This is a genomic window from Ruegeria sp. YTSA135 (genome assembly GCF_059610165.1).
On sequence record NZ_JBXWNC010000004.1, the window covers coordinates 38,076 to 52,277 of the forward strand.

The 14,202-nt window shown below is 54.4% G+C and carries 14 protein-coding genes; 8 read left to right on the forward strand and 6 right to left on the reverse strand.

The annotated features are described in order from the left end of the window. Positions 1–31 precede the first annotated feature (31 nt). From AC2FIT_RS06640 to AC2FIT_RS06675, 8 genes are all read left to right on the forward strand, one after another. Positions 32–1,123 (forward strand): ABC transporter ATP-binding protein, encoded by a 1,092-nt coding sequence (locus AC2FIT_RS06640; RefSeq protein ID WP_496827847.1) that lies wholly within the window; start codon positions 32–34, stop codon positions 1,121–1,123. Positions 1,124–1,234: 111 nt separating this feature from the next. Further along, a complete protein-coding gene (locus AC2FIT_RS06645) occupies positions 1,235–2,335 on the forward strand; it encodes an extracellular solute-binding protein (protein ID WP_496827849.1) in 1,101 nt (366 codons plus the stop codon). A gap of 66 nt (positions 2,336–2,401) precedes the next feature. Beyond that, positions 2,402–3,673: an ABC transporter permease gene (locus AC2FIT_RS06650; protein ID WP_496827851.1), complete on the forward strand. Its 1,272-nt coding sequence runs from the start codon at positions 2,402–2,404 to the stop codon at positions 3,671–3,673. Positions 3,674–3,678: 5 nt separating this feature from the next. After that, positions 3,679–4,890 carry an ABC transporter permease gene (locus AC2FIT_RS06655; protein WP_496827853.1) on the forward strand — a complete coding sequence of 404 codons (1,212 nt, stop codon included), beginning with the start codon at positions 3,679–3,681 and terminating at the stop codon, positions 4,888–4,890. A 160-nt stretch (positions 4,891–5,050) separates the two neighbouring features. Continuing rightward, a complete protein-coding gene (locus tag AC2FIT_RS06660; RefSeq protein ID WP_496827855.1) occupies positions 5,051–6,271 on the forward strand; it encodes an aminopeptidase P family protein in 1,221 nt (406 codons plus the stop codon). 128 nt (positions 6,272–6,399) lie between these two features. Beyond that, positions 6,400–7,242 (forward strand): glycosyltransferase family 25 protein, encoded by an 843-nt coding sequence (locus AC2FIT_RS06665; RefSeq protein WP_496827857.1) that lies wholly within the window; start codon positions 6,400–6,402, stop codon positions 7,240–7,242. 128 nt (positions 7,243–7,370) lie between these two features. Continuing rightward, on the forward strand, positions 7,371–7,739 hold the full coding sequence (locus AC2FIT_RS06670) for a group I truncated hemoglobin (RefSeq protein WP_496827859.1): 369 nt from the start codon (positions 7,371–7,373) through the stop codon (positions 7,737–7,739). Next, a complete protein-coding gene (locus AC2FIT_RS06675; RefSeq protein ID WP_496827861.1) occupies positions 7,736–8,794 on the forward strand; it encodes an adenylate/guanylate cyclase domain-containing protein in 1,059 nt (352 codons plus the stop codon). The genes AC2FIT_RS06670 and AC2FIT_RS06675 overlap by 4 nt, the downstream gene beginning before the upstream one ends. Positions 8,795–8,797: 3 nt before the next feature. On the opposite strand, the gene AC2FIT_RS06680 is transcribed toward AC2FIT_RS06675, so the two are convergent. The 6 genes from AC2FIT_RS06680 to AC2FIT_RS06705 all read right to left on the reverse strand — a co-directional run bounded on the left by AC2FIT_RS06680 (position 8,798) and on the right by AC2FIT_RS06705 (position 14,163). Then, positions 8,798–9,412 (reverse strand): TetR/AcrR family transcriptional regulator, encoded by a 615-nt coding sequence (locus tag AC2FIT_RS06680; protein ID WP_058281071.1) that lies wholly within the window; start codon positions 9,410–9,412, stop codon positions 8,798–8,800. 79 nt (positions 9,413–9,491) lie between these two features. Then, entirely contained in the window at positions 9,492–10,361 is an 870-nt protein-coding gene (gene ppk2 / locus AC2FIT_RS06685) for a polyphosphate kinase 2 (protein ID WP_496827863.1), read from the reverse strand. Between the two features lie 49 nt (positions 10,362–10,410). Next, on the reverse strand, positions 10,411–11,361 hold the full coding sequence (locus AC2FIT_RS06690; RefSeq protein WP_496827865.1) for an alpha/beta fold hydrolase: 951 nt from the start codon (positions 11,359–11,361) through the stop codon (positions 10,411–10,413). A 4-nt stretch (positions 11,362–11,365) separates the two neighbouring features. After that, entirely contained in the window at positions 11,366–12,304 is a 939-nt protein-coding gene (metA, locus tag AC2FIT_RS06695) for a homoserine O-acetyltransferase MetA (protein WP_496827867.1), read from the reverse strand. A gap of 40 nt (positions 12,305–12,344) precedes the next feature. Continuing rightward, a complete protein-coding gene (locus AC2FIT_RS06700; RefSeq protein WP_496827869.1) occupies positions 12,345–13,217 on the reverse strand; it encodes an ATPase in 873 nt (290 codons plus the stop codon). Positions 13,218–13,266: 49 nt separating this feature from the next. Continuing rightward, positions 13,267–14,163, reverse strand: a complete 897-nt coding sequence (locus AC2FIT_RS06705; RefSeq protein WP_496827871.1) for a DMT family transporter — start codon at positions 14,161–14,163, stop codon at positions 13,267–13,269. Between the last annotated feature and the right edge of the window lie 39 nt (positions 14,164–14,202).

Genomic DNA, 14,202 nt, shown 5'->3' on the forward strand with positions numbered 1-14,202 from the left:
AAAGAGACCGCACAGGGAGCCAAGTCGGTATATGACCAATGACGCAGCGTTCGTCGAGTTTCAGCGTGTCCAAAAATCCTATGATGGTGAAGTTCTCGTTGTAAAAGATCTTAACCTTTCGATGCCGAAAGGCGAGTTTCTGACCATGCTTGGCCCGTCAGGGTCCGGCAAGACGACTTGCCTCATGATGCTGGCGGGCTTCGAAACAGCCACGTACGGAGAGATCATGTTGGGCGGGCGACCGATCAACAACATTCCTCCGCACAAACGCGGGATTGGGATGGTGTTCCAGAACTATGCCCTGTTTCCGCATATGACCGTGGCCGAGAACCTCTCATTCCCGTTGGAAGTTCGGAAGATTGGCAAGGATCAGCGCGAAGAAAAGGTCAAACGTGCATTGGACATGGTGCAGATGGGTGCTTTTGGCAGCCGTCGCCCGGCGCAACTGTCCGGTGGTCAGCAGCAGCGGATTGCACTTGCCCGCGCACTGGTGTTTGAGCCCGAGCTTGTGTTGATGGACGAACCGCTTGGCGCATTGGACAAGCAACTGCGTGAACACATGCAGTTTGAGATTACGCGTCTGGCGCATGAGCTTGGGATCACAACCGTCTACGTGACGCATGACCAGACCGAAGCGCTGACCATGTCAGATCGTGTTGCCGTATTCGATGACGGTCGAATTCAGCAATTGGCACCGCCGGACCTTCTGTATGAAGAGCCAGATAACAGTTTCGTGGCGCAGTTTATTGGCGAAAACAACACGTTGGATGGGGTTATTAAGTCGATCGATGGCGATACCTGCGTTGTGAAGCTTGATGATGGCTCTGAGATTGATGCCAAGCCGGTGAACGTTCATGCTGCGGGTGAACGAACCAAGGTTTCGATCCGGCCCGAACGTGTGGAATTCAACAAGGACCGTCTGCACGCCGATGCGCATACACTGAAAGCAACGGTGAAAGAGTTCATCTATATGGGCGATGTGTTCCGCTTTCGTCTTTCAGTTGCAGGAAATGATGATTTCATCATCAAAACCCGCAACGCTCCGGATGCGATCAAACTGAGCCCAGGTCAGGAGGTCGAGATCGGCTGGCTGGCCAAGGACTGCCGGGCGCTGGACGCCTGAGCCAAGACTCACCCGCACGCTCTGCCCGCACGTGTGGGATAATCTGATGATCGGGTTGCCTCGTGCTCCGGTCTTTTGGTTAAAATTAACGGGTGTAATAGGGAGTTTACTATGAAAGTAACTAAATCCACTCTTCTAGCCAGTGCGGTTGCTGCGATTGCAGGCAGTGCAATGGCCGAGGAGATGACGCTAGTTTCCTGGGGCGGCGCATATCAAAGCTCGCAAACAAAGGCTTACGCTGAACCCTTTATGGAGATGAACCCGGGATTGACGATCGTATGGGACGAAAGCTCGCCCGAAGCGGTCGCCAAGCTGCGCGCAATGAACGAAGCTGGCAACATCACCTGGGATTTGGTGGACGTTGTTGCCGCTGATGCGATCCGCCTGTGTGACGAAGGTCTGGCGATGGAATACGACCCGGACGAGCTGCTGGCAGCGGCACCGGATGGTACTCCGGCATCAGAAGACTTCGGCGATCTTCTGGTCAGCGACTGTTTCATTCCGCAGATCGTGTATTCGACAACGGCGGCCTACCGTCCCGACCTGCTTCCGGATGGGGCACCGGCGCCTGACTCGATCTGTGCCATGTTCGACATGGAAACCTATCCAGGTAAGCGGACGTTGGAAAAGCGCCCAATTAACAACATGGAATGGGCGCTGATCTGTGACGGCGTGGCAAAGGACGATGTCTATGACGTTCTGTCGACCGAAGAGGGCCAACAGCGCGCGCTGGACAAGCTGGGAACAATCAAAGATCAGGTTGTATGGTGGGGCGCTGCTGCTGAGCCGCCGCAGCTTCTGGCCGATGGCGAAGTTGTTATGGGCACGTCCTACAATGGCCGTTGGTTCTCGGCGATTGAAGAGCAAGACCAGCCGTTCGAAATGCTCTGGGACGCGCAGGTGTTCGATCTTGACGGTTGGATCATTCCAGCCGGTCTGAGCGACGAGCGTTTGGCGCGTGTCAAAGAGTTCGTTAAGTTCGCAACCGACACTCAGCGTCTGGCGGATCAGGCCAAGTTCATCTCGTATGGTCCGGCACGTGCGTCGTCGGCACCATTGGTAGGTCAGCACGCTGAGCTTGGTATCGACATGGCTCCGCATATGCCGACCGATCCCAACAACGCGAAGAACACGTTCCTCTACAACTACGAGTTCTGGGCGGACTATCGCGACGATATTGACGCCAAATTCCAGGCGTGGCTGGCACAGTAAACCTGTATCGAAACTCACGGTTGGGGCCAGTCTTGGCCCCGACCCACCAAAAACCAAGGGACGCAGATGACTGACGCTACTCAATCCGGCCCGATGTTGGCCGCGGATGGAACGCCTCTGAAAAAATCGCTGGCGCGTTCATTGCGACGTCGCAAAGTTCGGGCTCTGGCCCTGATTGCGCCCCTGTTACTGTTTGTCTTGCTCTCGTTCGTGATCCCGATCGTGTCGATGCTGTTCCGCTCGGTTGAGAATAGTATCGTTTCCGAGACACTCCCACTGACAGTGGTGGAGCTTAGAAACTGGGATGCCGACAGCGGAGAGTTACCGGACGAAGCACTGTACGCGGCTTTCGTAAAAGACATGATTGCCGCTGTTGAGGCAAAAGAACATACACGGCTTGGTTCACGTTTGAACTACGAAGAAACGGGTATGTCTTCGATGTTCCGTAAATCTGGGCGAAATATCAAGCGTTTGGACCCAGAAGCTGATGCGCCGTTCAAAGAAAAGCTAATAGATATTCATGAAGGATGGGGCGAGGTCGAGACTTGGCGTACAATAAAAACGCACGCGGTCCCGATTACCAACGGTTATTTCCTGAATGCCATTGATATGCGCCGCACGCCTGAGGGACCGAGGGCGCAGCCCGAAGACAAGCAGATTCTGGTCAAACTATTTGGCCGTACACTGTTTATGTCTCTTGTCATTACTGGTGCCTGTATCTTGCTGGCCTATCCGGTCTCGTATCTATTGGCGACGTTGCCGATGCGGGTTTCGAACCTGTTGATGATCCTGGTTCTGTTGCCCTTCTGGACCTCGCTTCTGGTGCGAACATCTGCTTGGAAAGTAATGCTGCAGCAACAAGGGGTGATCAACGAAACGCTAGTCTGGCTAGGCTTTGTTGCAGATGATGCGCGGCTTGTGATCATCAACAACCAGTTCGGCACGATTATCGCGATGACGCATATCCTGCTACCGTTCATGATCCTTCCGATGTATTCTGTGATGCAGACGATCCCGCCATCCTACACCCGCGCGGCCAAATCGATGGGCGCAACCAACTGGACGACGTTCTGGAGGATCTATTTCCCGCAATCCATACCTGGAATAGGCGCAGGGTCGATCCTCGTGTTTATTTTGGCCATTGGTTACTACATCACGCCCGAAATCGTGGGCGGCACCAAGGGTGTCTTTATCTCGAACCGGATCGCCTACCACATCTCGTCTTCACTGAACTGGGGATTGGCGGCGGCTTTGGGGACAATCCTGCTGGCGGTCGTTCTCTTGCTTTACTGGTGTTACGACAAGATTGTCGGCATTGATAACGTTAAACTAGGGTAAAGATCATGGCTGCACTCACACCAATATCCCGCAAGCCGCTGTCTATGGTCCTGCCTTCAGTTGCCATCGCCGGAGGGTTCGTTGGCATGTTCGTCGGAGCCGGGCAGGGCAATGTTCTGCTGGGCATCCTATTGGGCGCGGTTCTGATGGCAGGCCTTGCGTGGCTCTACATCGCAGTGCTCGACAATGAACGCGTTGCACGCCTGATTACGATCCTTGGATTGACCGCGGCTGGATATTTCTTTGCCGGATTCACAGGATTGGTCATTGGGCTGCTGGTCGGCTGGTTCTTTGCGTTCTTTATCTTTTGGCTGTACGAGGGCCGCTATCGCCAGAAGCTGCTGCCATATTTGACTGGTCGTCAGGTTTTTGGACATTATTTGTTTCGCGTTGTATGCGGAGCGATTTTTGTATTCCTGATAACGCCGATCCTTGTCGTTCTGCCGCTGTCCTTCAACGCACAGGACTTTTTTACCTTTACGCCCGAAATGCTGCGCCTTGACCCAGAAGGGTATTCGCTCAAGCATTACGAGGATTTCTTTACCAACAACGAATGGCAGCGGAGTTTCAAGAACTCACTGATCATTGCGCCGATTGCGACAGTCATTTCCGTGTCTCTGGGAACGCTGGCAGCCATTGGCCTAAGCCAGTCGCACGTACCGGGGCGTCGGGCAATCATGGGTATCCTAATCTCGCCCATGATCGTTCCGCTGATTATCTCGGCCACAGGTATGTTCTTTTTCTACAGTGACATCGGGCGTTTTCTTGAAGGAACGCTAGGGATGGACAAGAACTTTGTCGGATACGTCAAAGTTATTCTTGCACACGCTGTTCTTGGCATTCCGTTTGTTATCATCACTGTGACCGCCACGCTTGTCGGTTTCGATCAATCGCTGACACGGGCTGCTGCCAATATGGGCGCAGGACCGGTTCGTACGTTCTTCAAAATCCAGATGCCTCTGATTTTGCCGGGTGTAATCTCGGGCGGCCTGTTCGCCTTTATCACTTCGTTTGATGAGGTTGTGGTGGTTCTGTTTGTTGGGTCTGCTAGCCAAAAAACACTGCCTTGGCAGATGTTTACCGGCCTTCGTGAACAGATCAGCCCGACCATTCTGGCCGTAGCAACTATCCTTGTGGTGATCTCGATTGCGCTGCTGACGACGGTTGAATTGCTGCGGCGGCGGTCAGAACGTCTGCGTGGTCTCAGCCCGGCTTGACGCGACTCGCAACGTGATCTAGCGATTTCTCCATGCATTCCGGTCACGATGGCGTCGTGGCACAAGGCGGGGTGCATGGCTCTCGGTTCCCGAGGCCGCTTGTCCTGAACGCCGGGACTTGTGGCCGGGCGGTGCCTGTCCGGCATTGAGGAGAGACCAGATGATCGACCTGAACAGACGCCCGGAATTTTTCACCCGCCACAATGGCGACAAAGCACCATTGCCTTTCAGCAAAGCGGAATACGCACGGCGTCTCGCTAACCTGCGCGCTACGATGGCGGCACGCGATATCCCGGCGGTGTTGCTAACATCGATGCACAACATCGCTTACTACTCGGGCTTTTTGTATTGCGCGTTTGGCCGACCCTATGGATGTGTCGTGACACAGGACAGCTGCACCACGGTGTCCGCGAATATCGACGCGGGCCAGCCGTGGCGGCGCTCGGTCGGGGAAAACGTGATTTATACCGACTGGCAGCGGAAAAATTACTGGCGTGCTGTTGGGAGCCTATTGGGGTCGGCTCGACGCATCGGGATCGAGGCCGACCATATGTCATTGGCTATGCGCGACACCGCGCTGGACATGTTGGGCAGCCCGGAACTGGTAGATATTGCACCCGACACGATGACCTCACGCATGGTGAAATCAACGGAAGAGATTAATCTGATCAAGGGCGGTGCCAATACCGCGGATATTGGCGGCGCGGCCATTCACGCCGCTATTCGTGAGGGGGCTACAGAAATTGAGGTCGCCATGGCCGGGCGCGACGCGATGGAGGCGGAAATTGCGCGCGCCTATCCGAATGCTGAGTATCGGGACACATGGGTTTGGTTCCAGTCCGGTCTGAATACTGACGGCGCGCATAACCCGGTAACAAAGCGCGCGCTGCAAAAGGGCGATATCCTGTCGCTGAACACGTTTCCCATGATCTCGGGCTACTACACGGCTCTGGAACGGACTCTGTTCTTGGGCGAACCCGACGCGGAAAGCCTGCGCATTTGGAAGGCCAATATCGCTGCACATGAGCTGGGTCTGAGCCTGATTAAACCAGGTGCAACCTGTTCGGGGATCTGCACCGCGATCAACCGGTTTTTCGCGGAGGAGGGCCTGCTGCAATACCGTTCGTTCGGCTATGGTCACTCCTTCGGAATTCTAAGTCACTACTACGGTCGCGAGGCTGGGCTGGAACTGCGCGAGGATATCGACACGGTTCTTGAGCCCGGCATGGTCGTCTCAATCGAGCCGATGTTGTGGATCCCCGAGGGCGAACCCGGTGCTGGTGGCTATCGAGAGCATGACATTCTTGTTGTGCACGAAAATGGCGCAGAGAATATCACTAGGTTCCCCTATGGACCCGAACATAACACGATCAGTGCCTGATCTAACCGGTAGATAGTTAGTCAGCCTTGGTCCGCGATCTTATGAATCAGGGCTGACTTCGCCTTTGGTGGGGTTGATTGTCAGGTTTAGCGATGTGTATCTGACGACAGTGTTTGAAAGGACGTGCCGTGGGACAATACGATCTGCCATCGCAAACAGGTGTGTATTTTATCAACCTGGATCGGGTCCCTGCGCGGGCCGCATTTATGCAGGATCAGTTCACTCTAACCGGATTAGTCGGCGCGCAGCGTTACAGCGCAGTTGACGGGCAGCAGACCGGCGCATTGGACGGCAACGGGTACGTTCCGGGAACCGGCACACGTTGGGGCCTGACGCAAAGCGAAGTCGCCTGTTTCGAAAGTCATCGCGCCCTATGGCAAACCGTAGTGGATCAGGGGTTGAACGCTGTTGCCATTTTTGAAGATGACGTGGAAATGTCTGCCGACTCTGGGAAGGTGATCGCCGCGCTGTTAAACCACGGAAAAGGCTTCGATCTGATCAAGCTGGACTACTCGCCCCGATCTATGCGGTTCGGGCCGTTGCAGAGCATCGCGGATGTTCCGGTTCGGCCGATGCTTGAAATGGCGCCCAGTTCGGCTGCTTACATTGTGACGCAAGCGGCGTGTCGCAAACTGTTGTCATGGTCAGAGAGATATTCGGACCACCTTGACGACTTTATTTCTCTGCCGCGCCAAAATTGGAAAATTTATCAGTGTTTCCCGGCTATTGGGGTGCAGGTGATTTGGTCGAAGCAGCAGGACCAAACAGCAGAGCCCGTCAAGATCAGCGAGAGGTCGCAAGACCAAAAAACCAATAGTGGCTTGGACAAAGGACCCATGTGGTTCCGAATTTGGCGCGAGTTGCGGGCCGCCCGACGCAAGCTGTATTGGCGCGCTGGTGGCGAGTCTCGTTTGAAAGAACAAGGCGGTTTTATCGGGTTTATTCCCTGCGCCGATGATTTAGGCGTTTGAACTAGTCATCCCAACCGTTTGGAGTACAACTAGGCTATTTGCAGCTAAACTGCGTGCAAGCGTTAACAAATTTGCGCTTTTGATATAAACTCAACGTGTTGTTTAAGATTAACACATGGGTGTGCGGTGTGGGTCGGACAATTTATGAAAAATACGGCGGGTTCAAAGCGATTAGCCGGATCGTGATGACATTCTACGAAATGGCCTTGGATTCGGATCAGATCGGCGGCCATTTCGAAGATATCGACATTCCGCGCCTAATAGATCACCAGACCAAGTTCGTCTCTTCTTTGGTTGGGGGGCCTGCGTCTTTCAGCGACGAAAGGATTGAGGTGGTCCATCGAAATCTGAACATCTCGCATGCGGATTTTGACGAAATGGTTGAGCTTTTTACCGAAGCTTTGTCCATTCACGGGATGGAAGACCCAGATATCAAGACCGCACTGAACGCAATCGAGTCAAAACGCTCGATCATTGTCACTCGCGACGCGGCATGAGTATTCTTGCGATAAACGAGCAATTGCTTCGCGCGATAGGGGTCGGGGTTGCAGTTGTGAGGGCCTCGGATTTTAGCTTTGTTTTTCAAAACGGGCCTTTCAGTGATTGGTTCGGAACCCCGGAAAAGGGGCAAACGCTTTTGGACCTGCTACCATCTCTGGATTCGCGAGAGCTGGATGACGTGAAGCAATCCGGGCTTCGGTACTCGGTTGAATTGCAGATCAAACCAAAGCGGAGAACCCTTATCCTGGCGACGACTGTCTCGCTGGCGAGCGGTTTATCCGAGCAGGTACTGGTTATTGAATGCCAAAACATCACCCGTATCCGCGAGTTGGAAAGCATGATCGATAGCTATTCGACAATGGTTGAACGCAACACGCGTGAGCTGGAGCGCGAGAAAGAGCGCGTAGAACGCCTGTTGTTGAACCTGATGCCGCGCGCCGTATATGAAGAATTTAAAACATTTGGTGTTGTCACCCCGCAGTTATTTGACCAAGTGTCTGTGGTGATGCTGGATTTTGTTGGTTTCACGGATTTTGCAGCCAAAACGGATCCGACAGTCACTCTGAGTGAACTGAATGACATCTTTACTGCTTTCGACCGTATCGTTGAACAGTTCGGGTGTGAGCGGATCAAGACAATTGGTGACGCTTATCTGGCTGTGTCTGGAATGCCGGATCCGACACCGGACCATGCCACGGCGGTGGCGCATTGTGCTGTGCGGTTTCTTCGATATCTTGAGCGCAGGAATGAAAGTCACCCTCACAAGTGGCAAGCGCGGATCGGTTTGGGCATGGGTGCTGCCGTGGGATCAGTCGTAGGGATACAGAAATATGTCTATGACGTCTTCGGCCCCGCAGTGAACATTGCCGCGCGATTGCAAGTCTTTGCAAACCCAATGCATATCGTGGCCCCGGAAGAAATGAAATACGCGCTGATTGACGAGTTTCAGGTCTCGGACATCGGGCGTGTGGATATCAAGGGCATGGGTGAGATGAACCTGATTAATGTCTCTTCGGGTCTGAGTGTGCCGATGCGAAAAAGCAGGTTCTGATCCTCAGTCGTCTTGCGGTACCAGCCCTAAACCACGCAAGTAAATGCCGATGCCGGATTCCAGTAAATCTTCGGGTGGAAAGGGAGAACTCGCGCCGGTGTTGCGGGCATACAATTCAACCACGCCGTGACTCATGGCCCAGATGTGGGCGCTGAACATCGAGGCTGGTGGGCGTTTTTCGGGCGGGATGTGTTGCGACAAGTCGGCAGCGGCCTTCTCCAGAACGGATTTCGCCCGGTTTGCCGCAAGTGACAATTCGGGCGTACGGTTCACCGAAATACCACTTTCGAACATGGCGATGTAATGGCCGGGGTGCTTTCGGGCAAATGCCAGATAGGCGCGGCCTGTCGCCTCGAACGCGGCCAAGGCCGAGGGCTGCCCTTTGTCATAGGCGTATTGCATCAGGTCCGCGAACATTTCAAAACCTTGGCGCGCAGCCTCGGCTATCAGGTCCTCGCGTCCGTGAAAATGACGATAGACTGCGGCAGGAGTTACACCAGCTGTTTTCGCCGCTTCCGACAAGGTAAAGCCGGTTGGGCCTTTTTCTTCGATCAGAGACAGGGCCGCCTCGATCAGGGCCTGTTTCAGGTTCCCGTGGTGATACCCGCGTTTTGTCATTCCTGTTTCAGGTGCCCTTGTTGTTTAAGTCTTCGGGAGTCCGGACATAATTTGTGCAGAGCTGATCGTCCACTCCCAGTCATGCATCCCACATCTCTGGCCCGCCGCAGATTTTGGGGTCGACCGGGCCAATCGCGTGTTCGTCTTTTTCGTCATAATCCAAGGCATGCAAAACTGTGCGAATGGCCGCTAACCGCGCGCGTTTCTTGTCGTCAGAGCGGACAATGGTCCACGGACAAAAAGCCGAGTGCGTGCGGGTAAGAGTTTCCGCGATCGACTGGCTGTATTCGTCCCACTTGTACAATCCCTTCACATCTATCGGGCTTAGCTTCCACTGCTTTAACGGGTCAGTTTCGCGCGCCAGAAAACGGTTTAACTGCTCCGCCCGACCAACATTCAGCCAGAACTTGAACAGTTTGATCCCGTCATTCACCAGACCTGTTTCCAGTGGAAGGACCTGCCGGAAGAACCGTTCACGCTCTTTTTCAGTGCAAAACCCAAAAACGTTTTCAACGACGCCACGATTGTACCAACTGCGATCGAAGAACACGATTTCGCCGGCAGCTGGCAGATGTGGGATGTATCTTTGGAAATACCATTGGCTTCGCTCAGTATCCGACGGTTTGCTAAGCGCCACGTCCGGCGCGCCACGTGGGTTCAGGTTTTCCCGGAATCGTTTGATCGTACCGCCTTTTCCAGCGGCATCCCGGCCTTCGAATATAATGGCAATGCGCTGATCGGTCTCTTTAGCCCAGGATTGCATCTTGACCAGTTCGATCTGAAGACGCTCCATCTGTTTTTCGTAGTCCTTGCGCTTCATTCTCTCTTTGTAAGGATATGTAGGATTCAGAATGTCGTCTTTCGATGACTTATCAATGGCTAGGCGCACCTCTTTCGGCGCGTGTTTTTTGTAATACTTTTCGATGGAACCTTTTTCGGAACGGGCCATGTGTCACCTCGCCATAAAATCCAAGTACTACTATGGATTAGGGGCGGGGTTAACGCAAACCCGCCCGTTGTGCGGCACGCTCGATCGCGGCAGCAACCTCGGGTGCTGCAACGACTTGCGGCATGTGCCCGATCCCTTGCAGCTCAATAAGTTCGGCGCCGGGTATCTCGTCAATCAGACGATGAGAGTGCCAGCCCAGACCAACAGTGTCATCGGCTGTCCCGTGGACGATCTCGGTCGGGACATCAATTTCTTTGTACCGAGGTTGCAAGGCGCGAACTTCTTCCAATAGATTGACGCGCTGTTTGGCATTGGCGTGCATCGAAGCGCGTCGTATGGATAGGCCCGGACCAAAATGGCTGGCATAACCGTCAGGCGCAGCTTGGGGAGCGAACACTTGGTCCAAGGCTTTGGACACGTACCAATCGGGCACAAACGCGGTGATCAGGGGGAGGGCGGCTATGCGCCCGGTCGTCGTTGATGCCAACGAGTTGAACCGGTCCAGCGGCGTTTCCCACGGGATTGCCGCGGGTGCGATCAGGACAAGTCCAGAGATATTGTCAGGCCGTGTCACAGCCCACGCAAGCGCGACAGAGCCGCCATAGCTTTGCCCAGCAACGACGGGTTTTTCCGCCCCTAGGATTGCGGCTGCCTTTTGTAAGATATCGGCTTGCTGACCAATGGTTTCCCCATCGGGGTTAAAGCCGGAACTATAACCTAATCCGGGTCGGTCGAATACGATCACGCGGAAGCGCTCAGCCAATATAGGCGCCAGCGCAAATGTCATGTCGCGAGTATTGCCGCTGGATCCGTGAATCAGAACGACATCCGGCCCTGCGCCCATCACCACCGCGTGCACCGCGATACCATCCACGTCAACGATCTGACCTTCGGGTGGAAAGGCCGACTCAGCGCGGTCTTCATTCCGTGAGGCGCGCCAGACGGCAACGACCCATAGCAAAACCAAAAGCGTTAGAACTATGACGCCGGCGCGTATCACTGCGTCAGGCTCTCAGATCAGTTTTTTCGACGCCGATCCGGCTGATGTCATAAGGCGTAGTCTCGTAAATTTCACTGATCCAGTTGCCATAGAGCAGATGGGCGTGGCTGCGCCACCGGTTCTGCGGTGTCTTGCTTGGATCATCATCTGGGTAGTAGTTGATCGGCACGTTAATGGGCGTGCCATTCGCGATGTCGCGATCATACTCCTGTTTCAGTGTGTCACTGTCATACTCGAAGTGATTAAAGATATAGAGCGCACGGTGCGCCGGGTCTTCGACGAGGCAAGGCCCGACATCGTCGCTGCCCAGCAGTGTTGCCAAACCATCTGCGGCATCGATCTCGTCCTGTCGCATCTCGGTCCAGCGACTGACAGGGATTACGCAGTCATCCGAAAACCCGCGCAGGAACGGCGAGGCAGGGTTCAGGTTCGCATGACGAAAGCATCCAAATGCCTTGGCATCCAGCTTGTGTTTCTTGACGCCGTGGAAGTGATTGATCATCGCCATGCCGCCCCAGCAGACGCCAAAGGTTGAATGGACATTGGTCTGCGTCCATTCGAACACTTCACACATTTCGTCCCAATAGGTGACGTCGTTGAACTTCAAATGCTCAATCGGCGCGCCGGTTATGATCAGGCCGTCAAATTTCTCGGTCTTCACCTCCTGAAAGGAGCGATAGAATTCGGCCATATGCTCGGCCGCGGTGTTCTTGGTGCGGTGTTCGGTCATGCGGATCAGGGACAGATCAATCTGTAGCGGCGTCGCCCCAATCAGGCGAGCAAACTGGTTTTCAGTCTGGATTTTCTTGGGCATCAGATTCAGCAATCCGATCCGCAGCGGGCGAATATCCTGACGCATTGCCTGATCCTCAGCCATGACCATGACACCCTCTTTTGAGAGTACGTCAAATGCGGGTAGGTCGGATGGGATCTTGATTGGCATCAGGTAGCAAGCCTTTGATGTTACGATACAGGAGCGTTAGTTAAGCGCGGTTTCTCCGGGTCTCAAGGGTGCGTTCGATCAACTCATCGAAATCAGCGGCATCGCGAACCTTATGCATGTCGTCCGCAGAAACCGTCACACCCCAATTGTCCGCCATCGCCCGATAGCGCGGCTGACGATGTGCCAGCGCCTTCGCATAGGTCCAGCGGATAAATGCGTCAGGGTCAACATCTTCGGCCCGGCAGGCATTCTGCGTCAGGTAATCGTTCCATGCCTTGGTCAGGAACTCGGGCTGATAGGACATCGGTTTAGGTGCCTTGTCAAAGCGGCGGATTAATTCAGCCGTGTGCGCATCATCCCCCTGTAACCAGATCATTAGGGTTCGGCTGGATAGTTCAGACAGAACATGATCCGAGGGGTTTGTCGGCTCAACCCATTCGCAGATCGACCCACCCGTATCGCAGATGAAGTGCGGATACTGGTAAAGGCGTTTCGCCCGGTCGATAAAGTACTCGGTATCCAACAGGGCGTGAATTTCTGCCTGCCGGAACTGTTCTTGCCTGCGGCGATATTCCGAGATTTCAAGCCCACCCAGCTCCGGGTTTCCGGGCTTGCCCAGATAGGCTGCTACCGGTGTCAGGTTTTCGAACGAGATGTTCGAGCCGATAAAGATCGAATCCGTCAGCAAGAGGTCGCGCAGAAAGGGGACTTTCATCGCTTCGGCTTTGGCATTGTCTGCGATGTACTCACCCATGTAACGGGTGCCGATACGGTAGTCGATCGAGTAGTGGAACCAATCGCCCGAGTCGCGCAGCACGTTCGACACATAGGTTTTGCCCAGACCCGACATCCCAAAGAAAAGAACTTTCTTACGCGGCGCATCGCGCCAGTCTTTTGCCGAACTGTAGATCATCGTCCGCTATCCCTTTTTCCGACCTAGCTAAAACGGGCAGCGGGCGAGGTCAATCTCGGGCACCTGAACGGTTTAGGATCAGCAGACCCAGCGCGAGGATTGCAAAACCCAGATAGGCTTGCAGGGGAAGGGTCTCATCCCTCAGAACTGCGCCCAAAACGATGGAAACGGGTGGAATAATCAGTGTGACCAGCAACAGATTGCCCGCTCCGGCCATTTTGAGAACCCGATAATACAGCAGGTAGGCGCCAGCAGTTGCGAAAAGGGCATAGTAGCCAATCGCCGACCATGTGGTCAGGGGCAGGTCCAGTCTGGGTACACCATCAACAATCAAGGCAAGCGGTAGGATCAAAATGGTCGATCCGGTCAACATCCCGGCCGCAGCCACCACAGGTGGCAGATCAGACAGGGTTACCCGCGCCCACGCTCCGGCCAGCGCATAGGATATGGTACCAACAATTATGGCAAGCTGAGCCATGCTCTGCAGGTCGAACGACACGAAATTGCGCAGCCCAATCGCAATCACAACCCCGAGAAATCCAAGGGCTACACCTATCGCTCGTGATCGGGTCAGTTGTTCATCCTTGAAAAAAAACGCTGCGGTCACGACCCCAAAAATGGCAGTCATCGCGTTGAGGATCGAGGTCAGGCCAACTTCGATGTAAAGCTGCCCCCATGCCATCAAAGAAAACGGAATCGCGTTATTCAGAAGCCCCATAACCAAAAAAGCCGCCCAAACGCGTGGGCTGCGTGGAATCGTCAACCGTTTAGCAATTACAATCAGCCAAAGCACAAGCATGGCCCAGAAGACGCGGTGTAACACCGATGTCATCACCGGAATCGTATCCAGCGCGATCCGGATCGACACGAACGACGCGCCCCAAATCACTCCGAGTAGAAGAAGCTCGGCCCAAGCGCGTGGAGATAGGTGTTTTTGTGCAGCCATGCCCCGTTTTTGCATTGTTGGCACAACTGTTCGACCCGG

Coding starts and splice junctions, on each gene's coding strand:
- AC2FIT_RS06675 (WP_496827861.1), top strand. CDS start 7,736: ATGAGTATTCTTGCGATAAACGAGCAATTGCTTCGCGCGATAGGGGTC.
- AC2FIT_RS06705 (WP_496827871.1), bottom strand. CDS start 14,163: ATGGCTGCACAAAAACACCTATCTCCACGCGCTTGGGCCGAGCTTCTT.
- ppk2 (WP_496827863.1), bottom strand. CDS start 10,361: ATGGCCCGTTCCGAAAAAGGTTCCATCGAAAAGTATTACAAAAAACAC.
- AC2FIT_RS06650 (WP_496827851.1), top strand. CDS start 2,402: ATGACTGACGCTACTCAATCCGGCCCGATGTTGGCCGCGGATGGAACG.
- AC2FIT_RS06660 (WP_496827855.1), top strand. CDS start 5,051: ATGATCGACCTGAACAGACGCCCGGAATTTTTCACCCGCCACAATGGC.
- metA (WP_496827867.1), bottom strand. CDS start 12,304: ATGCCAATCAAGATCCCATCCGACCTACCCGCATTTGACGTACTCTCA.
- AC2FIT_RS06700 (WP_496827869.1), bottom strand. CDS start 13,217: ATGATCTACAGTTCGGCAAAAGACTGGCGCGATGCGCCGCGTAAGAAA.
- AC2FIT_RS06645 (WP_496827849.1), top strand. CDS start 1,235: ATGAAAGTAACTAAATCCACTCTTCTAGCCAGTGCGGTTGCTGCGATT.
- AC2FIT_RS06655 (WP_496827853.1), top strand. CDS start 3,679: ATGGCTGCACTCACACCAATATCCCGCAAGCCGCTGTCTATGGTCCTG.
- AC2FIT_RS06680 (WP_058281071.1), bottom strand. CDS start 9,412: ATGACAAAACGCGGGTATCACCACGGGAACCTGAAACAGGCCCTGATC.
- AC2FIT_RS06640 (WP_496827847.1), top strand. CDS start 32: ATGACCAATGACGCAGCGTTCGTCGAGTTTCAGCGTGTCCAAAAATCC.